A 20,219-nucleotide genomic window follows, 5' to 3' on the forward strand; every position below is an offset into this window, starting at 1 on the left:
GCGGGCGAGAAGTCCAACAGCCGGGCGGTGAAGTGGGTCGGTGCGTTGTCCGGCTCCTGGACTTCTCGTCTCGTAGCCTCCTCGACTCAGATTGATAGATTGTTCGCCCGCGTGTGCAGCGTGTGAACGACGGAGATGTTGCGCAGGGCGAAGGCGGCTTCGCAGTAGCACAGGTAGTAGGTCCATTTGCGGATGAACCGATCGTCGAAGCCGAGCGCGCGGACGTGATCGAGTTTGGCGGTGAACTGATCGCGCCAGAGGCGGAGCGTGCGGGCGTAGTCGGGACCGAAGTCCTCGAGGGCGTGGAGCACGAGGCCGCCCTTGGCGGCGAAGAGCTCGTTGAGCCGGTTCACGGACAGCAACAGCGAGCCGGGGAAGATGTGCTTCTGGATGAAGTCCACGCCGCCGCGGAATTCATCGTAGCGGGAGTCCGGGCACGTGATGAACTGCAGCGCCATCAGCCCGTTGGGTTTCAGCAGACGCGAGACGACTTCGGCGAACGTCGCCTGGAAGCGGTGGCCGAGCGCCTCGACCATTTCGATCGAGACGATCTTGTCGAAGGAGCCTTGGATGTCGCGGAAATCGCAGAGCTGCACGTCGACGCGATCCGCCAGGCCCGCGGCGTTGACCCGCTGCCGGGCGAGATCGAATTGCTGCCGCGAGATCGTGACCGTGGTCACACGGCAGCCATAGGTGCGGGCGGCGTGAATCGACCAACCGCCCCAGCCGGTGCCGATCTCGAGCACGTGATCCGTCGGCGCGAGCCGGAGCTTGCGGCAGAGCGCGTCGTTCTTCTCGCGCTGGGCGGCCTCGAGTGAAACGTCCGGTGCGTGCGCGGGCCATTTCGCGGCCGAGTACATCAGCGACGGATCGAGCCACAGCGCGAAGAAGTCGTTCGAGAGATCGTAGTGATCGCTGATGTTGCGCCGCGCCGTCGCGCGGGTGTTGGGCCGCAGGAGATGGCCGATGCGGTTTGCGACGCGCAACAGATTCAAGGCGGCCGGCCGGCTGTTCTGAGAACCGGACAGCGTCGGGGACTGATCGAGATTGCGAATGAAGAAGGCGAGCGTCGCGGTGAGATCCGACGTCTCCCAGTCACCGTCGATGTAGGACTCGGCAAACCCGATGTCGCCCGACCAGACACACCGCTTGAAAAACGCCTCGCGGCGGACGCGCATCGCCGAGTGCGCGGCGATGCCGCCGTGCGGCGGCGTGGGCGCGGCGGCATCACGGGTGCCGAAATCGCAGTGCGTGCCGTCGGGCAGCTCGAGCCGCAGGTGGCCGCGTTTCATCGGCGTGAAAGCGCCGACGAGCGCGCGACGATAAAGCGACGACATCGCCGGCGGGGTGGCGGGCCGGGTGTTGACCGGTTCGGCGACGAGCGCCGGGGCCTCGTTGGTTTGGGTGCTGCTGGACGAACTCATGCGGCGTCGGAGGGCTGGAGGGACTGATGGGGGCGATAAAGCTCCCGTTGTTCGGCGGCGCGGGCGGACTTGGAAAACCACGGCACGCGTTTCAACCACAGCAGGAAGGCGTGCCAATGAATGAGGCTGATCACCCGCAACGTGATCAACGGGTATTTGATCGTGAGCCACGCGAGCCGGCCGGACGTCAGGGGACGCTGGATACCGGTGAGCGTGCTGGTCAGGGTGCGGTCGGTGCCGACGTAGTCGTCGATCTGAATCGAGAGCCTCGCTTCAGGCAGGCGGAGCACGAAATCGAAGGCCACGTCGACATCGGAGTACGGCGACACGTAGAAATGCTTCGGCACGCGCAGATGAAACGCCGCCGGCCCCGCGGCACTCGCCCCGGGCGCGCCTGCGCTGGAGGAGCCTTCCGGTGACGAAGGGGCGGCCGCGTGGCACCAGGTGTCGGTCCCGAGAAAATAGGGTTTCACCTCGCGAAACGTGTTCGTGACTTCCGCAATCGCAGCCGCGGGCGCGCCGTGGCGATCCGTACAGAAATAGAACGACACCGGGTTGAACAGATAGCCCGCCACGCGCGGGAGCGTCACGAGCACCACGCGCCCGCCGGAAATGTCGACACCGTGCGCCGCGGCGTAGGCTTCCACGCGCTGCTTGAGCGGAAGCGCAGGCGTCGCGACTGCATCGGCGGAAGCAGGCGGGACGCCTGCGCTCCCGGCTGAATGCATCGGCTCGTTCGTCGGCAGGTAGTCGCGTTCACGAAACGAGTACAGATTGCGGCGTTCGCGGGAGAAAAACTTCACCTGGCGGGGCAACGCCTCGAGTTCATCCAGATCGATCGCGAACAGGAAGATGCGATAGAGAAACCGGTGCGCACGCGGAGAAAAGCGCGCGTGCATCACATGGCACTCGTAAAGACAGGACTTCATGTTCGTTTCGCTGAATGAACGTTTAACGGCTCAGTGGTGTCGCCGGATGCCGGCAAACGCAACAAACGCCGGAATCGCGATCCAGTGGCGTCTGTTCAGCCTGACTCCACCCGCCTGCGTCGCCGGCCGCGTGATCAGGTGATCTTGCCTGCCAAGGCTGCGTTTTCCATGCCTGCGCGGCCCCGGCCACGGTTGGCCCGCAAAAAGTTCCCCGAAACACCGCTTGCCCGGTTTGTCATCGATTAGATGACAGACCTCGGAGAAGGGCTGGGACGGTTTTTAGGGGGAGTACGAGGATGGGGCTAACCGGCGTGGGCGAGGACGGTGGCGCGGGGCGCCGTGGTCGGCCACGGATCCCGGCGCAGGATCAGTTCACTGAGTTTCACGGCGCTGAGCAGGCCGTCCTCATGAAAGCCATACCGCTGCCACGCGCCGGCGAAATACGTCTCGGTTCCGCCCACGGCGGCGGCGTTGAGCGCGGGGATCTCCGCCTGGGCGCGCACCGCGGGGAGACTGAAGAGCGGGTGCTCGTAGTTGATCCGGCGCAACACGCGGTTCGGCGCGATCGCCTCGGGTCGGTTGATGGTGACGAAGTAGTTCTCGCGGTCGGAGACGCCCTGCAGCTCGTTCATCCAGTAGTGCGTTGCCGTCGACGTGCGGCCGGCGGCGTCTCGGGCGATCTCGTAGTTCCAACTCGACCACGCGAGGCGGCGTCGCGGCATGACGGAGGCGTCCGTGTGCACCGTGGCGACATTGGGCTGGTAACGAAACGTGCTGAGCAACCGGTCCTCGTCGAAGGTGGGAGCGGCGAGCAACCGGCGCGCCTGATCGCCGTGGCACGCCAGGATGACTTTGTCGAAGGTGTGTACCTGGCCCGTGACGGTCGTGACCGCCACGCCGTCGCCCGTGCGGACGATGCGCGTGGCCGCTTCGCCGAGACGAATGCGGTCGCGCCACGGCGCCGTGAGCTTGGTCACGTAGGACTTCGCGCCGCCGTCGACGGTCCACCACGGATGCTGCGTGTTCAGTCCGAGGAAACCGTGATTGTGAAAGAAGCGCAGCAGCGTCGTGGCGGGGAACGCCAGCATCTGCTCGGGCGGCGTGCTCCATACGGCCGAGCTCATCGGCACGAGATAGAGGTTGAAGAAGTCGGTGCCGTAGCCGCGACGCCGCACGTAGTCGCCGAGCGTTTCGTGGGCCGCAGCCGGGTCGGCGAGGGCGGCGACGGCCTCGGCGTTGAAGCGGTTGATCGCGGACAGCATGCGCCAGAAACGCGGACGCAGCAGATTCCGGCGCTGGGCGAACAGGTGGTTGAGCGAGGAGCCGGCGAACTCGAGGCCGCTTTCAGCGTGGCGTACGCTGAACGACATGGCGGTCGGTTTGATCGCGACGTTCAGTTGATCGAAGAGGCGCGTGAGGCACGGGTACGTGACTTTGTTGAACACCATGAAGCCCGTGTCCATGGCGACGCTCCGCGCCGTGCCGGGCTCCGGCGTGGTGATCGTGTTCGTGTGGCCGCCGACGTAGTCGTTCTGCTCGAAAATCGTGAGATCGAAATCGCGCTGCAGGAAGTGGGCGCACCCCAGGCCGGCGATTCCGGTTCCGATGATGGCAAGTGAAGGCATGAAACGTGGCGGGAAGAGGGCGGTGAGGCGGAGAGTGCGCAGGTGTTACGCGTTGTCCGGACCCATGGACGCACCGAATGGTGCGGTGGCCGGACGGAAAAAAGGCGCCGCGGCTGGCGGCGCCTGCCAAATCGAGTCGATGCGGGACGGAGCGTGAGCTTACACACTGCGCGAGGGCGGCGGTGTTTTCGTCCCGCCGTGCTCGGTCAACTCGGAGGCCTGCTGGTGGATCGCGGGACCTTCCGCCTTTTGGGGCATCGTGGCTTGGGCGGCCGTGGCGGTCGCGACGGCGATGGCCGCAGCGGCCGGAACAACGCGCTTCAATGAAGAATACTCCGGATGCGTGTGCGCGGCGCGCTGCGCGGCAGCGATGCTCGCGTGGTGATCGGCGCGGGCGGCTTCCTCCATGATGGAAGCCGGCACGGGCTTGAGGCCCCAGATCAGACCGGTCCACGAGAGGGCCTTGAGGCCGTAGTAAGTGATGTCGATTTCCCACCAGTAAAACCCGTTGCGGGTGGAGGACTGGTAGCGGTGGTGGTTGTTGTGCCAGCCTTCGCCGAGGCAAATGATCGCCAGGATGAAGCTGTTGCGGGAGTCGTCCGAGGTGTCGAAGCGACGCTTGCCCATCAGATGCGCCATCGAATTGATGCAGGCCGTGCCGTGGAAGAGGGCGGTCGTGCTGATGAAGAAGCCCCACACGAGCATCTGCCAGCCATTGGTACCGAGGCCGGGCGCGTAGGTTTCGAGGACGGCGCCGAGACCGTACATCGCGAAGGCGAAAAGGAATGGCACCGCGGTGTCGAACCGGTTTAGCCACACCAGCTCGGGGAACTTGGCGAGGTCCTTGATTTGCGAGTAATCCGTCGGGAAATTCCGGCGGCTCGTGATCCAGCCGATGTGCGACCAGAGGAAGCCGTGGACGTGCGGCGAGTGGGCATCCTCCTCCTGGTCGGAGTGCTTATGGTGGTGACGGTGGTGATACGCCCACCAGAGCGCGCCGCGCTGGACGGTGGTGGCACCCCAGAGCGCCAGGAAAAACTGGCCAACTCGCGAGGTGCTGTAGGTCTTGTGCGAAAAATAGCGGTGATAGATGCCGGTGACGGCAAACATCCGGATGAAATAGAGCGCCACGGCGGACCAGACCGCGAACGAACTCGCGCCGACCCAGATTACCGCGAAACAGCCGAGGTGCAGAATGAGAAACGGGATGCAACGCATCCAATCCACGCGATCCGGTTCGGCGCGGATCTTCTCGGGGCTTTCAGGAGTGTAGTCCGAATCGACCCATTGGAGAAGGGCGGCACGTAGACGACTGATCGGGGCGGGTTTTTGGGCGGTTTCGGATTCGGGCATGATTGAGCTTTCGGCGCGTTGCAAACAACCCCGGGACATCGGCACGTGCAAGCCGGGTTTCGAGGAAAATCGGGTGGTTGTTTCCAGCCGTTACGTTCTGGCGACGGCGTCGCGAATCCCTTGCGTCGGCGGCACGGCCCCTGCTCTACAGGACTTGCTTTCGAAGGACCTCCCCCAAGCGGGTGTTCTTTGACGACGGTTGGGAGCGCGGGCCTCGGGGCCTGTTCTCTGAGATGCAGGCCGAAGGCCTGGGCTCCCGGCGACACACACTTTGGCGGGCGGCGCGTGGACGAGTTTCGCGCCTCCCGCTGGTTTCCCCAAAACGGATCCTTTGGTTCCGCGGCCTTCACCGGTCGCAGGGCCGAAACCGCCCGGTGGTGGACTGCGTTTGCGCGCAGCTCGCGTCCGGGTGGTCCTTAAACCGATAGAGAAAACCAAACTCTCCGCCTTACCCGCGGAGTTTAATACCATGAAAGCAGTTCGTAAACTCGTCGTCCTCCTCACCGTGGGCTTGCTCCCGATCGTCGCCGCTTCGGCGTCGACGCCGGAAGCGACCTACCTCGAGACGTGCCGCAAGGACCCAGGAGTGCCGGTGCCCGTCAGCGTGGTTTCGCCCACGGTCGGCCCGGAATTCAATGGGGGCGCGGTCTTCCTCGAGTTCGTGGTGGACGCAGCAGGAAAACCGGCCGAATTCAGCATCAAGTCCACCACGGACGAGCTGCTGGCAACGGCCGTAGTGAAGGCGGTGAAGCAATGGCGCTTCCTGCCCGCTGAAATCGATGGCAAGGCGGTCGCGACGAAGGTCGCCCTGCCGGTCAGGATCATCGATCCGGTGGGCACGGGTGCCAGTTTCGCCGGCCTCGAATAAGGTCTAACCTAGAAAACACCAGGGGCGCCTCCGTTCGCGGGGGCGCCCCTGTTAATTTATACCCTGGCCGCGGCTCGTCCGGCGGAGAATGCCACCGGGCGGCGCTCTCCGGAACGGATCACTTTCCGTCAGCTGTCGTTACCGCCCGGAGACGACGGTTCAGTCGCCACAAGGGCAGTGAGGAGGAGCAGAAGGATGACGACGGGCAGCATGGCGGCAGGAAAGTGGACAGGTATGAAAGGCCAGAGAGTAGATTGTTTCCGGCAAAAGGGAATACGCTACGCTACGTATAAAAGCGGGGGAGGTGTACCGGTGCAGTTCCCGCTTATAACTTACGCGACCGCCTGGGACCGCGACCGCCCCCGGTCGCTTCCGACTCAACGGGACGGTTGCCGGTCGGTTCCTTCCCAAAGGCGACCGGGGGCGGTCGCGGTCCCAGGATGTCACTTTCCCAGGGTGTCGCTTCCCCTGGATGCCCCGTCTCAGACGGCGATCCGCCCCTTAAGGCTTCGCCACCAACCGGCGGAGCGTCACGTCACCGTTCATGGTGGCGACGCTGATCTCCGGGCCGCCGCCGTTGAGTGTGCCCGTGACGAGTTTCCCGCCGCTGATGGTCGGAATCGGTGGCTTCGGCGGGACTGGCGGGACGGGGCCGTTCGCAGCGTGTAACGGCTTGGCCGTGCGGGCGCGGCTGCGCTCGAGTTCGCGGCGGGCGGCGTCCACTTCCTTGCTGGCTTCGTCGGCACTGACGCGCGCGGCGTCCAGCCCTTCGCGCACCGCCTCCAGCGCCTGCTTCACGGCGGTCGCGCCGACTTGCGCGGCTTCACGAATCGATTCGCGCACTTCCTCGCTGATCACCCGGCCGCTCTTGACCTCCCGGATTCGCCGCGAGGCGGAGGATCCGGCCGTGTTCTCGGTCTTCGTGACGAGGGCCGTCTCGTCGAAGTCGGTGAGCACGGATCCGTTCTGGGTTCGGAGCCGCACGCTGGCCTTTGCTTCCGCAGGGACGCGCAGCACCACCTCGCCGTTCCACGAGGTGAACGAAAGCGGCTTGTTGTCGCGCAATTCACGGATGGTGGCGCTGATCTCGCCGTTCATCGTCTCGACGAGCACGCCGCCGCCGATGTCGTTGAGCCGGATCTCGCCGTTCATGCTCTTGATCTCGATGTCGCCATCGAGGTTGCTGCACGTGATCTCGCCGCCCCACGAATTCTGGACCACGAGCGTGGTGCTTTTCGGCACGGTGAGGCGGAATTCACTGCCGCCTTTGCCCATGTCGGACACGCCGTCGAGCGTGACGATGTTGCCCGCCTCCGTGAGCGAGAAGCTCGACGAGGCGGTGAGGACCCGCAGGCCGTCCTTGCGCGGGGCCTTGCTGACGGCCTTGGCCTCGGACTTGACGATGACGTCCGGGGTGTCGGCACCTTGGACCCAGAGATCGCCGCGGCCGAGCATGACCTTGACCGTGCCGGGCTTGGCGGGATCGGAAAACGAGATGGTGCTGGTGGCCTGCTCGGCGTGCGCAGCCACGGCGGTGGCACAGGCCAGAGTGAAGGCGGAGAAACGGACGAAAGCGTGAGGTTTCATGAACAGTGGGAGCGTGGTTTGAGTGAGAGCGCTCGTTCGGTGGTCGCAGTCGTGGAGGTTGTGGAAAATCAGAGCTGAGCCAGGGCGCGCTGGGCCGCGTCACGGACCGTGCGTTCGGTCTGCTCGTTTTGGGAAATCTTCTGGAGGATCGGCGTCGCCGCCCGGTCGCGAGCGGCGGCGACGAAGTCGATCAGCTCGAGTTGCACGAGCGGGTTTTGTTCGCGCGGCAGGGCGGCGAGGACGCCGGCGCGCACCATGTCGCGATCGGCGTGCGGGTACAGCGCCTCGAGGGCACGGAGCCGGACGTTCGTGCTCGGGTCGAAGGCCAGCGCGCTGATCAGATCGTCGAGCACCTTGTCGTTGGGCGTCTCGGTGTTGGCCGACGCCAGCACTTCGCGGAGCCGTTCGTTGGCCGGCCCCTGTTGCTGCTGCAGGAGCGAGTAGCCGAAGACCTGCGTCATCTTTTTCAACTCCCGGCGCACGTCCGCGAGCTCGCGTTTCGTCGCCTCGTCCGCCACCGGCACGGTCGGTGCGGGTGGCGCATAACGGGTGCCGGCGATGAAGCCGAGGGCGAGGAGCGCGCAGCCTGCCAGCGGCGAAACGATCCAGCGCCAAAGCGAAGTCGACGCCCCCGGCCGCGACGGCGTGGTGGGCGACTCGTCGAGGCGGCGCGCCTCGCGGGCGACGAGGTCCTTCTCGGCTGCGATCAGGGCGTACACGTGGGCACGAAGCCGGGGTGACGGCGCGCCGGCCGGTTGATCGAGCGTCCGGCCGAGCTGGGTGAGACTGGCCAGCTCGCGCTGGCACTCCGGACAGCCGGCCACGTGCGCGCGGAGCTCGGGCAGCGCCGCGGCGGGCGTGCGGGGATCGAGCAACTCAGGCAGAAGGTCACGGGCGGTTGGGCAATTCATGGGGCGAAACGTCGAAAGTGAAATCGGTGGGCGGTGTGGCCGGTGGCGACAGGAGCGGTGGAGGCGCGCGGGGTTTATTCGGTGCCCGCAGCGGACGATTTTGACCGCTCGAGCCGGAGAAACACGTCGCGCAGGGTGCGCAGCGCGCGGTGGGCCCGGACCTTCGCGGCCCCGACCGAGCAGTCGAGGATGCCGGCGATCTCCGCGAAGGAGAGTTCCTGGAAACGGGAGAGCAGCAGCACCTCGCGGTCACCCTGATCGAGGCGGGCGAGCGCGGCGTGCAGCACCGCGTGATCGTCGCGCATCGTGGCGTGGTGGGCCGCGTGGGGCGCGTCGTCCGCGTGCTCGTGCAGGTCAACGGGATCGATCGCGTGTGGAGCCGAGCTGGCTTTGCGAAAATGATCCGCGGCGCATCTCCGGGCGAGATGGTACATCCACGCCGTGAAGCTGCCGTCGTCGCGATACGTGTGCCGGTACTTCAGCATGCGCTGGAAGACCGTTTGCGCGACGTCCTCCGCGCTGGTTCGGCTGCCGGTGAGCTTGACGAGAAAACCGAAGAGCGGGCCGTGATGCCGCTCGAACAACTCGCCCAGCGCGTCGAGCTCGCCGTCACGAACGGCGATCATCAGCGCATGATCGGAACGAGGGGCGGTCGCGACTTCCACGGTGGCAGAGTGAGGCGGGGAACTAATCATGGAACGGCACGGAGTCGCGAGCGGTTTCGCCGGAGCAGACCAGGGCTCAGGGCGTGCGGCAGACGGGCAGGACGGAACGGGAATGACTTCGAGTGCGGCGATCACGGCGGCAGGACATGGGAGAGTGTTGTCCCAAAGAACCGGCCCGGCGGGGAATGGTTACCGTTTTTCTTCGCCCGGAATCCCGCCCGACGGTCTCGTGCCGCTGTGCCGCCGTGGTTCCGTGGTGCCGGCGGAGGGTGCAGTTAAAGTTTCATGTCCCTTAGCCAGTTTTGCTTCTATTGCGGCGCGGAACGAGCTAGCGGTTGGCCATGAACCGACGCGCCTTCCTTGTTCGTTCCACCCTGGTTTCCGCCGCGGGCCTCCTGGTCCGCTCTCACGCCGCCGAAAAATCCGCTCCCGCCGCCGTGCGTCCGCCGACCGCCGCGCCCGCGCCCGCGGTCCCGGAGTTCAAACCGCTGCGCCGCGACGTCGGCCTCTTCACCGCTCGCGGCGGCACCATCGGCTGGCTCGTCAACGCAGACGCTGTCGCCGCCGTCGACACCCAGTTTCCCGACACCGCGCCGCTCTTCCTGTCCGGTCTGCCGGGCCGCTCCGGCCGCAAGCTCAACGTGCTCGTCAACTCGCACCACCACGGCGATCACACCGGGGGCAACCGGGTGTTCAAGCCCGAGACCGCGACGATTGTGGCGCACGCCAACGTCCCGGCGCTCCAGCGGGCGCGGGCGGAGTCGGACAAGAAACTCGACGATCAGGTGTACGCCGACACCACCTTTGCCGACACCTGGCGCATGCCGCTCGGCGGCGAGGTCGTGTCCGCGAAATACTTTGGCGCCGGCCACACCAAGGGCGACATCGTCACGCTCTTCGAAAAGGCCAACGTGGTTCACATGGGCGATCTCGCCTTCAACCGGGTTTATCCCGCGATCGATCGCGTCGGCGGCGGGCGCATCAAGGCGTGGATCGGGCTGCTCGAGAAGGTCGCGCAGACGTATCCGGCCGATGCGATCTACATCTTCGGCCACGGCAGCGCGAAGTTCGGTGTGACGGCGGCGCGGGGCGATCTGTTGATCTTTCGCGACTACCTCTCGGGTCTCCTTGACTACACGCAGAAGAAGATCACCGCCGGCGAGCCCAAGGAAAAGATCGTCGCCCTCGACAATCTGCCCGGCTTCCCGGATTTCCACCAACCGGTCGGTCCCGGCAACCGGTTGCCCGCCAACCTCGGCGTCGCCTTCGACGAGTTGACCGACAAGAAGGCGTAACGCACAGCGGCCGCCTGGACGCGACTGCGAGTGCCGTCGAGCGGCGTTCGTCCGCTCGCTCGCACTCGCACTTACACCGGTGAAGCAGCGCCGGCGTGTTTGCATTTGCGGAGCACCCTCGCGGTCGTTAGCTCCTCGGCCTGTTCCGTCGCAGACTCTCCGCTCATGCTCAAAGCCGTCGTCAAGACCCTCGTGCTCCTCGCGATCCTTTTCGTGATCCTCTATGTTGGCCTCAACAATGGACACGCGATCGATTTCCGTTTCCCGGTCGCGGGCGCGACGGACAAGAAACCGATCCACGCGCCCGCCGCGCTGATCTTTTTCGGCGTGTTCGCCGTGGGCGTGCTGGCCGGAACGGTCCTGGCCTACGGCGACAAGGGCGGCAAGAAGAGCAGCAGCAAGGATCGCTGAACGCGCCATGGCGCCCGCCGACGAGCTTTCCGCGGTCGGCGGCCAGGCGCTGCGACCGGCGACGATGCGCGGCCGTGAAGGCTTTTATCGCGTCGGTCAGGACACCGCCGGCCGCTGGTGGCTGGTCGATCCGTCGGGCAGTCCCTTCTTTTTCCGCGGCGTGCACGGCGTGCGCACCGCGGGCGATCCACCCGACAGCGCGTTCACCCGCGACTCGGCTGCGCGACTGCGCGCGTGGGGTTTCAACGCCGTCGGCGTGGGCCGTGATTCGGCGGGACGCGACGATGGCCTGCCGTTTCTGGCGTCGGTGGACTTCGTTCGCACCGGCCCTCAGCTCATCGCGCCCGGCCTGCGGCTGCCGGACATGTTTGATCCGGAGTGGCTGCAACTGGCGTCCGCGCGGGCGCACGAGGTCTGCACGCCGCTGGCCGGCAATCCCGCGCTCGTCGGCTGGGTCACCGACGACACCGTGGAATGGGCGAGTCCGCCGGCCGCGGGCCGGCCGTCACTGTTGCAAATTTGCCTGAGCCTCGAGCCGAGTTTCGCTGCGTATCACGCGGCGTGGGAGTTCGTCCTGGCGTCGCACGGCGGCCGTCTCGAAGCCGTGGCGCGGGCGTGGGCCGCCGCGCTGCCCAATAAGGAAGTGGTGCGGGAGCTGACGCGCAGCGATGTGGGGCTCGCGACGCGGGGCTATCATCGCGACGACCTGCGCTGGACGCGGGAATGCGCGCGACGGTATTTCGCCGCGACGTCCACCGCGCTGCGCGCCGCCGATGCAAACCACCTCGTGTTCGGCTGCCGTTTCTCCGGCAAGGTGGCCGCGCAGGTGCTCGCCGAGTGCACCTATCCCGCGGTGGACGTCGCCCTGCCGCACTGGCTCGAACTGCCGCCGGCTGACGCCATCGCGACGCAACCGGTGCTGGCCAACGACGTCGCGTGGGTCGAGGACGAGCGGTCGCGGCCGGGCGCGCGCGTTCGCACGCCGCGGCTCACGACCTTCGAGCGCATGCTGCGCCGCTCGCGGACGACGATCGATCGGATGGCGCGCCATCCTGCCGTGGTCGGTTACGCGTGGTCGCAATGGGAGGACGCCGCCGGCGAGCAGCCGCCGTTCGCGCGCGGCCTCGTGCACGTGAACGGCAGCGAGGCGCGTGAGCACACCGAAGTGCTGACGGCGTTCAACGCCCGCGCCGAGGAACTGCACCGCGGCTAACGTTTCGCCGCCGGCTCGTCGCCCGGGAGGAAACGCTGGTAGGCGAGCGACGCCACGATCGCGATGATCGCGACGGCGAAGAGCGCGCCGATCCGATGCAGGGCGTCGAGCCGCTCGAGATCGTGCACGAACAACTTCAGCACCGCCACCGCGAGCAGCGCGAGCGCCGCAAACCGGCCCGCTCGCGTGCGCCGCCAGATGCTGATCAAGAGCAGTCCCAGCGCGAACAACGCCCACGCGATCGTATAGGTCATGTCGCGCGCGAAATTTCCGGAGAACTGAAACGTGAGCGTCCGCGTGCCCGGCGTCTGGAAGAAGTCGGCGATCTCGATGTTCAACAGCAGAAACGCCAGCACGGCGCCGAGGGAGTTCAGCAAGGGCGGAAGCCGCACGCCGAGCGATCGATTGTCCGGCGGCGGCGACAGCACCGCGCCGAGGAAGAGACAGGCGATCGCGACGCCATAGGTGTACAGATACCAGTTGAAGATCGGGGTGCCGGAACGCACCTGGTAGTTCAGCACCGCCGGGTTGAACGCGAGGCGTACGAATGCCGCCGTCAACAGCACCACGCCCGTCGCGCGCAGTCCCGTGTGCGTCACGCGGCGAAAAAGTGCCAGCAACGCGACGCCCTCGAGCGCCCAGCCCAGTGTGATCCACTGGCGCTCAAACTGGATCGGAATGATCAGGGTCAGGAAGAACAACGCCGTCCCGCCAAACCAGGCGAGCTGGTTGAGCCGCGCGCCGTCGTCGGCGGCGGGTGAACGGTAAAGCGCCGCGAAACTCACGAGCGGTGCGATGGCGAAGGCGGCGGGGACGAGGCCCATGACGTCGTTGGCCGCAACGCGATCGATGAGGCGGTAGACCAGCGGAAACAGCACGATGCCGGCGAGCGCCGCCACCGCCCACGGGCCTGTATCCGTTTCAAACCGACGCCGGAATCCGAACGGAAAGACTGTGAACACGGCGTAGAACACCCCGATCCAGCCCAGCAGGATTCCGGCCTGACCCGGCGCGCCGTGGCTGCCATGCCACGTGTAAGCGAGCACCGTCACACCGGCGAGCGAACACGCGGGCAACCACGCCACGGCGAGCACACGGGTGAGGCCGAGACCAAGCAGGACGAGGAGCAGCGCAAGCCCGAAGAGCGCGTGCGGATTGGTGTCCGGCAGCCGCTGCGCGACCATGACCATCAATAGAAATGGCATCAACGCGGAGAAGGCCGGCAGCTGGGCGCGCGGATCGCCGAGGCCGCGGCCGGGCATTGCGGGCGTCGCCGGCAATCGGCGCGCGAGAAAACCGCCTGCGGCGAAAAACAGCACCGCGAAGCCGCCGATGACGGCGAGGAACTGCCACGGGTCCGCCGGCAGTGACGGCGGCAAACGAAAGAGCCAGAGCCCGGCGGCGGTCAGCGTCAGGATCAGCGCCACGCCGACGGCGGCCACCGACCCGATGAACAACGCGAGTCCAATGGCCAGCACGTCGAGCAGCAGCACGCACGGCCAGAGCAGCAGCGGCACGGTGTCGAACCGGAGCACGGGGATCAGAACCAACGCAAGGGCCAGCAGCGGAAAACACTGGCTCCAGCCCGGCAGGGCGACGCCCGGTCGCCGTCGCTCGAGCAGCAGCGGAAACGCCGTGTGCATCGTGCCGAAGATCAGGTACAGCCCGAGCGCCCACGGCAGCAGGTCGTCGGTCAGCCGCGTCGCGGTCCAGATCGCCAGCAGGGCGAAGGCCCCAAAGCCGCCAATCAAGTGCGCGCGAGGCGAGGCGTCGTCGAACCACGCCAGTGCCAGCAGGCACGCGTCGGCGGCGAGCACGAAGCCGAAGAGCAGCGCCGGTTGCGCGGCAATCGTGCCGTAGCCGATGAAGCCCAGGGCGAACAGCAGCGCGACGCCCGCGAGCGCCAGCGCCGACCACCGCAGCTGCGGTGCCGTGCGCCCCAGCTTTCTGGATACGAGGTGCGCGGCGAGAAACACCCCGCAGAAAACGAGACAGACGACCATCGCCGTGGGCGTTCGCGCCGCGCTCAGGTAGTGCGACGCCCAGCCCAGCTGCATCGCCACCGTGCCCGCCGCACCCAGCGGCACGAGAAAAAGCCAGCGTTGGTGCAAGGCCAGCGCGACCAGTCCGACATCGAGCAGCGCGATGTAGCTGAAAAGTCCGACGGCGTTGTCGCGTCCGGACGACAGCAACACCGGCGTGAGAAACCCGCCGAGCATGCCCAACACGGCGACCACTTGCGCGCCGAGACGGACCGCGAGGAGAAACGCGCCGCCCGTGATCAACGCCATCAGCAGGAAGGTCGGGATCGGGCCAAAGAACTCGAAATGGTAGATCGAGTTGCAGGCAAACGTCACTGCGTAGAGGCACACAATGCCGGTGGCGCAAAGCGTGTGCGCGGTGGCGGTGTAGCGCGGCCGGGGGATTTTCAACCCACCGCCGATCAGCAGCAGGCCGAACAGATACCCGAGCGCCACGCGGACGCCCGCCGGAATCAGGTCATGCTCGAACGAATACTTGATGAAGAACGCCGCGCCGAGAAACGCCGCGAAGCCTCCGGTCCACGCGAGCAGCTTGGCACCGGTGAAGTGCTCCCAGTTGCGCCGCGGACCAGCCGCCACGGGCGGAATGGCCGGTGCGGGAGGTGAGGTCGGGGCTGCGGCTGGTGGCGGCGCAAGCGATGTGATCACCGGCGGTGGCAGCATGGTCGGCGCGGACGCAGGCGGCGTCGGCAACGGCACGGCCACCGGCGGCGGCGCGACCACCGATGGTGCCACCGGGGCGATCGGCGGGTGGGCCGAAGCGGCGGGAGCGACGACTGCCGGCGGGATCAGCGGTAGAGCCGCTGGCGCGCTTGGCCGCGTGAGAGCTTCGAGTTCGATCCGGCGAACGCGCGTTTCCAGTTCCTCGTTCTTTCGTTGCAGCGCGGCGATCCGAAAGATCGCCCAGACGGGAAACGCCACGAGGACCAGCGTGAAAAACACAAGGAGCAGGGGAGCCATGCCGGTGAGCGAAGTGGGCCCGAGACTCCGCCGGTGGTGCCGGGAACGCAAGTGCGCCGCGGGCATCCGGAACGCGTGTCCGAATCAACCCAAACTCCGCCGTGGGAATGGAACCGCAACGGCACCGAGCGGAGGCGAGTTGGGCATGATTGAAGAGTTGGGCTCGGGCTATTCTGAGTGGCGGGAGCTTCCAGCTCCCGATTCGAACTCCGGGAGCAAGATGCTCCCGCCACCTATGATCGGGCGCTCACGCGGCCCGCTCGATCAGCGGTGAACGCCAGCACCGCTTTCTCCATGGACATCGCGACCGCCGGGTGCGGTCGCGGTCCCAGACGTCCCAGCCAAAGTCCCCGCTGTACTCTCGTTGTTGCCGTGGTTCAGCCGCGATCGTTCGGGCGATCTCCGGCGACCCGCGCCCTCACTTCACCGCGAGCGCGGTGTCGCTCAGCGTGATCGTATCCGCTTTCCCATCCGGCCGGCGCACCGACAGCGTGGCCGCGCGATCGATCGTGACCTCGATGGCCGCGGGTTGCGCGCCGCGTTCGGGCCAGAGCACGGCGTAGACGGTGAACTCGTTCGCGGCGTTGTCCGACTCCAGGCTGAGATGTGCCTGATTATGCCAGGAGCCGGTGATGTAGGGTGAGCCGGCGGCTGACTTCGTGTATTTCGGATCGACGGGCACGGGGAACTCGGTGGTGGTCTGCCCCTGCCAGGTCACGCCGGGCGCGATGATCCGCGCGGTGAGCGAGGCTTTGCCGGCGGCGCCGCGGATCGTCGCGGTCGACTGCGCGGCATTCCAGGCGAGGTTCTTTTCGGCATGGAGGAGCCACGTCAGCTTCGCGGGCGACGTCAGGCTCACGCGATCGCGCAGCACCACATAGCGCTGATCAACGAACACCACGTCGCGCGTGACGCGCTGCACGCGGCCCGGTTCCGCCTGCGCGACGCGATAGGCTGCGGTGGCGTCACCGGTGGTCCATACGGTGCGCCCCGCCTGCTCGAAGCGGGTGACCTTGCCCGTGGCGTCCTTCGATTTGGCCTTCTGGCCGACGCCGTCGATCAGGATGACGTTCTTCGAACGCGACTGCCGCGTCCATTGCTCGTGGTGCGGGGAGTTGTGGAATTCCCGATACGCGGAGTTGATCGCGAGACCCTCGCCGAAGGCGTTGAGGATGAAACCGAGCTGGTCGGCGTGACTGTGGCTGAACGAGCCGTACGGTGAGGCGCGGAACGTCAGTTGGATGTCATCGTCGGGCCGGCCGAGCGCGCTGTGGAGCGACACCCAGCCGACATCCGCGAAATACCGGTGCGGCGGCAGTTCCGCGAGCGGCCGTGGCGCCGGCAGCGGGCGGGAGGCCACGGTGAAATTGCGCACCAGAAACTCCGCCGCCGTCGGGTAACTGCGATCGAGACCGGAGAGGCCCTTGTCGATGGGGCGTGTTCGGGTGTCGGTCGAGAGCGCGGCGTAGCTGCGGAAAAAACCGTTCTGCTGCACGCGTGCGAGGTGCTCGAAATAGTCGGCGGTCGCGGGCTCAAGGTTGAACCGGCCGGCATTCGATGCATCGCCGAAGACCGTGTGCAGGTAGGGCTGCACATTATACAGCGCGAAGTACGGCGAATTTTTCCAGAACGGCGTGGCGTACGCCAGCGGATCGCCGAGCGCGATCAACGCATCCTGAAAGGAGGCGTGCTCGAATGTGCCGCGCCAGTACGCGCTGCCTTCGCCCCAGCCGCCGTCGTCGCCGCCCCAAGGCGTGAATTGATCGCGATAGAAGGTGTAGGCCAACGTCCACCACTGCCGCGCCTCCGGCAGATCGTCCCACAACGCGAGCGCGGTGAGCCCGGTCATCGGCATGAAGCGCACAGGATGGGAGGAGAGATCCGATTCGAGCGAGTTGCGCCGGATATTCGCGATGTCGCCCTCCTTCTCGATCCAGGCCACGGAGCGCGCGCCGCGCTGCTTGAAGTGAGCGAGAATGATCGCGCGATCGGCGGCGGAGAGTTTTGACCGCAGTTGATCGTAGACCAACGGGAGTTTGCGCCAGAGCCGGAAGTGCGCCTCGTCGTTGTAGTGGATGTCGGTCGCGCCGGGCACGGACCCCGACTTCCAGTCGGGTGCGAAATGCCAGCCTGCGGTGTGGAGCAGGATCTCGCGGGCCCGGTCGAAGTATTTCGATTCTCCGGTCACGATCCAGCAGAGGGCCGCGGCTTCCGCGATGGCGGAGATGCGGCCCGTGATGTCCTGCTGCGCGCGCCAGAGATCGGCCTTGTCCGAGGTGCGTTTCGAGGGCGAGGGATCGCCGTACGTGACCGGCTCAGCGGGGAGTGGCTGCTGCAGGTAAACCCGGTCGAGATCGGAACGGATCCGCGCGAACGCCGTCGCGCCGTCCCCAGTGGTGCAATACGCGCGGAACGCATCGCGCTGGCTCGCGAGGACGAGCGTGCGCGGGGCCGTCGCCGGCACGACCGCGCCGGGATCGGTCGCCGCGCGTGCGGGCGCGACCACGACGACGAGCAGGAACAGGAGCAGGCGAATCATGACGGCAAATCGGGGCGGTTCAGGTCACGACGACTGGTCGTAGATCTCCGGGGTGATGACCGCTTCGAGCGGCCGTCCTTCCACGTGGGCCCGCAGATTTTTGACCGCAAAGGCACCGGCGTCGGGATAACGATCGATCGTCGGTCCGGCCGTGTGCGGCGTGAGGCTCACCCGCGGCAGACTGCGGAAACCGCTGTCGGCCGGCAGCGGCTCGGTCGTGTAGACGTCGAGCCCGATGCTGATCCGGCCGTCGCGCGCGACCCGCAGCAGTGCGGCCTCATCGACCACGGCGCCGCGGCCCACGTTGACGAAGACTCCGCCGGGTCGGATCAGGCGCAGCAGGCGTTCCGTGATGAGTCCGGTGGTGGCGGGAATCAGCGGGGCGAGTTCGACGATGATTTCGTTTTCGGCGAACAGGGCGTCGAGCGACGCGGCGCGCTCCACCCCGTACGCGTGCGCGAGTTCGGCGGTGAGATCCGGCGCGAATGCGGTGGTGGGGCAGCCCCAGGGCTTGAGCAGCCCGACCAGTTCGCGCGCGACGGGGCCGAAGCCGTGGATGCCGACGGAGCGACGGAAGAGGGAACGGGCGTCGGTCAGGCCGTTCTTCCACGCCGCAGTGCCCGGTTGGTGCATCGCGATCGCCCAGTGCGAGGCGTTGCGCAGGCACGCGAGCATGTGAAACAGCGCCGCCTCGGCCACGGTGCGGCTGATCGAGCCGCCCCAGTTGGATACGATCAAACCGCGCTCGAGGTGGGCGCGGGAGATCATTTTTTTCACCGAGCCCGTGATGTAGCAGACGTAGCGGAGCCGCGACGGCAGGGCCTCGGGCAGCGGCGGCGTCTTCCAGCAACCGAGCACGATGTCGGGGTTGATGCGGGCCAGCTCGATCCCGAACGCCGCCTCGCTCATGCCCGTCGGATCGATCAGCCGGAACTCCGGCACGAGGCCGCGCAACTGGGTGAGCAGCGGCTCGGGCAGGAATTCGCGTACTTCCGTGGGTGTGAGCACGGCGAGCAAAGAGGAGGCGCGGGACATGACGGAAGAAGAGGAAAACTCAGTGACGGTGGACGGTGGCCGGCCGGGCTTGCCCGGTGGCTACGCGGGCGGGAGACATTCGAGGATTTCAGCGCCGGCCCCGTGCGGCGTCAGGGAGACGGGACCAATGCCGGCCGGCACAAAGAACTTCTGATAAGTATCAAACCGATGCGATTCGCCGCCGACGGTCGCAGTCACGGCGCCGGCGGTCACGATGGCGATGACGCCGCTGGTTTCATCCTTAACCACCGGCCCTGCCAGACGCGTCCGAAGCACGCGGAAGCAGTCGGTGCGGTCCGCGCCGATGAGTTCGTCCTGCACCGAGCCCGGGCCCACGTCGCGCAGGTGACGCGGATGGCAGCGGACGCGGGCATCGAGGCCGGCGGGCGAAAGCGGCGCGAGGTTGAACACCGTGAGTGCGAAATCGACGTCGCGGTTCATGAAGCGTGACGATTCCGGCAGCACGTAGCCGGCGCGTTCGAATTCAAAGCGAACGACGAGGTCGCTCGGTTCCTGGATCTCGACCATGAACACGCCGGCGCCGAGCGCGTGCGGCGTGCCGCCCGGAATGATGAAGGTGTCGCCGGGCCGAACAGGAATCGGATCGAAGCACGCTTCAATCGCAGCGATGTCCTGCGCGACGATCGCGGCGCGCAGCTGGGCGGGCGTGGGTGGACGTTGAAAGCCCACATAGATGTAACCTGTCGGTTCCCCGTTCGCCGCCGCGCCGGCCGATAACGCGCCGCGCGTGCCGAGGACGTAATACGCCTCGGTCTTGCCGCTGGGCGCGCCGAGCATGCGTCGGGCGAACTCCCGGGTGGGATGCACCTGGAAGTGCAGCCGCGTGCCGCTATCGAGAAACTTCACGAGCAGCTGCGGCTGCGCGCCGTATTTCTTCACGTGGGCCGCACCGAGGAAATACTCCGGATCGCTCGCGAGCAGGGCGGCAAAATCACGCGGCGCCGGATCGTGGCCGACCTGCACCTGCGAGAGGCCGGGCGGAGCGGTCCGATTCGCACCGGGCGGGGCGGCGGGCGCCTCGGGCGGATTCGAGGCCCGGGTCGTCGACGCAATCCAATCCTCCGCGAAATGATTGTCGGCCGGTGCCGTGACATGCGCGAGTTCGTCCAGCGTACGGCCGCCTGGATACGTGCGCCAGACACGGTTGGACGGAAGGATGATGAGTTTGCCGCGATGGGAGGGAGGCATGGATCAGGAAATCAAGCGGGCGCGCGTGAGGCTGGGTCGGGACCGCTCAGAGAAACTCCCGCGAATCACGCGCAGGGACACGAATCGCGGAGGTAAAATCAAATCCGACGGCTTCGGTTCACGCTTACGGCCGGATGAGGTCGACTGCTTCGT

At 66.7% G+C, this 20,219-nt stretch carries 14 protein-coding genes and 1 pseudogene; 4 read left to right on the top strand and 11 right to left on the bottom strand.

Annotated features, from left to right (window positions below):
* Positions 1 to 86: 86 nt before the first annotated feature.
* The 4 genes and pseudogenes from ACLJEU_RS03725 to ACLJEU_RS03740 form a co-directional block, all read right to left on the bottom strand.
* A complete protein-coding gene (locus ACLJEU_RS03725; protein ID WP_414660913.1) occupies positions 87 to 1,424 on the bottom strand; it encodes a class I SAM-dependent methyltransferase in 1,338 nt (445 codons plus the stop codon).
* Positions 1,421 to 2,353, bottom strand: a complete 933-nt coding sequence (locus tag ACLJEU_RS03730) for a DUF1365 domain-containing protein (RefSeq protein ID WP_414660912.1) — start codon at positions 2,351 to 2,353, stop codon at positions 1,421 to 1,423. Before ACLJEU_RS03730 ends, ACLJEU_RS03725 begins: the two co-directional genes overlap by 4 nt.
* 302 nt (positions 2,354 to 2,655) lie before the next feature.
* Positions 2,656 to 3,978, bottom strand: a complete 1,323-nt coding sequence (locus tag ACLJEU_RS03735) for an NAD(P)/FAD-dependent oxidoreductase (RefSeq protein WP_414660911.1) — start codon at positions 3,976 to 3,978, stop codon at positions 2,656 to 2,658.
* 390 nt (positions 3,979 to 4,368) lie between these two features.
* Positions 4,369 to 5,331: pseudogene (locus ACLJEU_RS03740) on the bottom strand (acyl-CoA desaturase); the annotation flags it as partial.
* A 469-nt stretch (positions 5,332 to 5,800) separates the two neighbouring features.
* Between ACLJEU_RS03740 and ACLJEU_RS03745 the strand changes: the two are divergent.
* Positions 5,801 to 6,199, top strand: a complete 399-nt coding sequence (locus tag ACLJEU_RS03745) for an energy transducer TonB (protein WP_414660910.1) — start codon at positions 5,801 to 5,803, stop codon at positions 6,197 to 6,199.
* A 501-nt stretch (positions 6,200 to 6,700) separates the two neighbouring features.
* Here the strand turns inward: ACLJEU_RS03745 and ACLJEU_RS03750 are convergent.
* The 3 genes from ACLJEU_RS03750 to ACLJEU_RS03760 form a co-directional block, all read right to left on the bottom strand.
* A complete protein-coding gene (locus tag ACLJEU_RS03750; RefSeq protein WP_414660909.1) occupies positions 6,701 to 7,786 on the bottom strand; it encodes a DUF4097 family beta strand repeat-containing protein in 1,086 nt (361 codons plus the stop codon).
* Positions 7,787 to 7,854: 68 nt separating this feature from the next.
* A complete protein-coding gene (locus ACLJEU_RS03755) occupies positions 7,855 to 8,697 on the bottom strand; it encodes a zf-HC2 domain-containing protein (RefSeq protein ID WP_414660908.1) in 843 nt (280 codons plus the stop codon).
* A gap of 74 nt (positions 8,698 to 8,771) precedes the next feature.
* Positions 8,772 to 9,323: an RNA polymerase sigma factor gene (locus ACLJEU_RS03760; RefSeq protein ID WP_414660907.1), complete on the bottom strand. Its 552-nt coding sequence runs from the start codon at positions 9,321 to 9,323 to the stop codon at positions 8,772 to 8,774.
* A gap of 380 nt (positions 9,324 to 9,703) precedes the next feature.
* Between ACLJEU_RS03760 and ACLJEU_RS03765 the strand changes: the two genes are divergently transcribed.
* The 3 genes from ACLJEU_RS03765 to ACLJEU_RS03775 all read left to right on the top strand — a co-directional run bounded on the left by ACLJEU_RS03765 (position 9,704) and on the right by ACLJEU_RS03775 (position 12,281).
* Positions 9,704 to 10,657 (top strand): MBL fold metallo-hydrolase, encoded by a 954-nt coding sequence (locus ACLJEU_RS03765; protein ID WP_414660906.1) that lies wholly within the window; start codon positions 9,704 to 9,706, stop codon positions 10,655 to 10,657.
* 165 nt (positions 10,658 to 10,822) lie between these two features.
* On the top strand, positions 10,823 to 11,068 hold the full coding sequence (locus ACLJEU_RS03770) for a hypothetical protein (RefSeq protein WP_414660905.1): 246 nt from the start codon (positions 10,823 to 10,825) through the stop codon (positions 11,066 to 11,068).
* A 7-nt stretch (positions 11,069 to 11,075) separates the two neighbouring features.
* Positions 11,076 to 12,281 carry a hypothetical protein gene (locus ACLJEU_RS03775; protein ID WP_414660904.1) on the top strand — a complete coding sequence of 402 codons (1,206 nt, stop codon included), beginning with the start codon at positions 11,076 to 11,078 and terminating at the stop codon, positions 12,279 to 12,281.
* Here the strand turns inward: ACLJEU_RS03775 and ACLJEU_RS03780 are convergent.
* The 4 genes from ACLJEU_RS03780 to ACLJEU_RS03795 form a co-directional block, all read right to left on the bottom strand.
* The gene (locus ACLJEU_RS03780) at positions 12,278 to 15,283 is read right to left on the bottom strand and encodes a DUF2339 domain-containing protein (RefSeq protein ID WP_414660903.1); all 3,006 of its coding nucleotides are present in this window, start codon (positions 15,281 to 15,283) and stop codon (positions 12,278 to 12,280) included. The two genes, ACLJEU_RS03775 and ACLJEU_RS03780, sit on opposite strands and share 4 nt — an antisense overlap.
* 418 nt (positions 15,284 to 15,701) lie before the next feature.
* A complete protein-coding gene (locus tag ACLJEU_RS03785; RefSeq protein WP_414660902.1) occupies positions 15,702 to 17,822 on the bottom strand; it encodes a heparinase II/III domain-containing protein in 2,121 nt (706 codons plus the stop codon).
* 24 nt (positions 17,823 to 17,846) lie between these two features.
* Positions 17,847 to 18,857 (bottom strand): hydroxyacid dehydrogenase, encoded by a 1,011-nt coding sequence (locus ACLJEU_RS03790; RefSeq protein WP_414660901.1) that lies wholly within the window; start codon positions 18,855 to 18,857, stop codon positions 17,847 to 17,849.
* 60 nt (positions 18,858 to 18,917) lie between these two features.
* Positions 18,918 to 20,066 carry a class I mannose-6-phosphate isomerase gene (locus ACLJEU_RS03795; protein ID WP_414660900.1) on the bottom strand — a complete coding sequence of 383 codons (1,149 nt, stop codon included), beginning with the start codon at positions 20,064 to 20,066 and terminating at the stop codon, positions 18,918 to 18,920.
* Between the last annotated feature and the right edge of the window lie 153 nt (positions 20,067 to 20,219).

Origin of the sequence: Terrisphaera buseokensis (assembly GCF_047521145.2) — a bacterium.
Lineage (GTDB): Bacteria > Verrucomicrobiota > Verrucomicrobiia > Opitutales > Opitutaceae > ER46.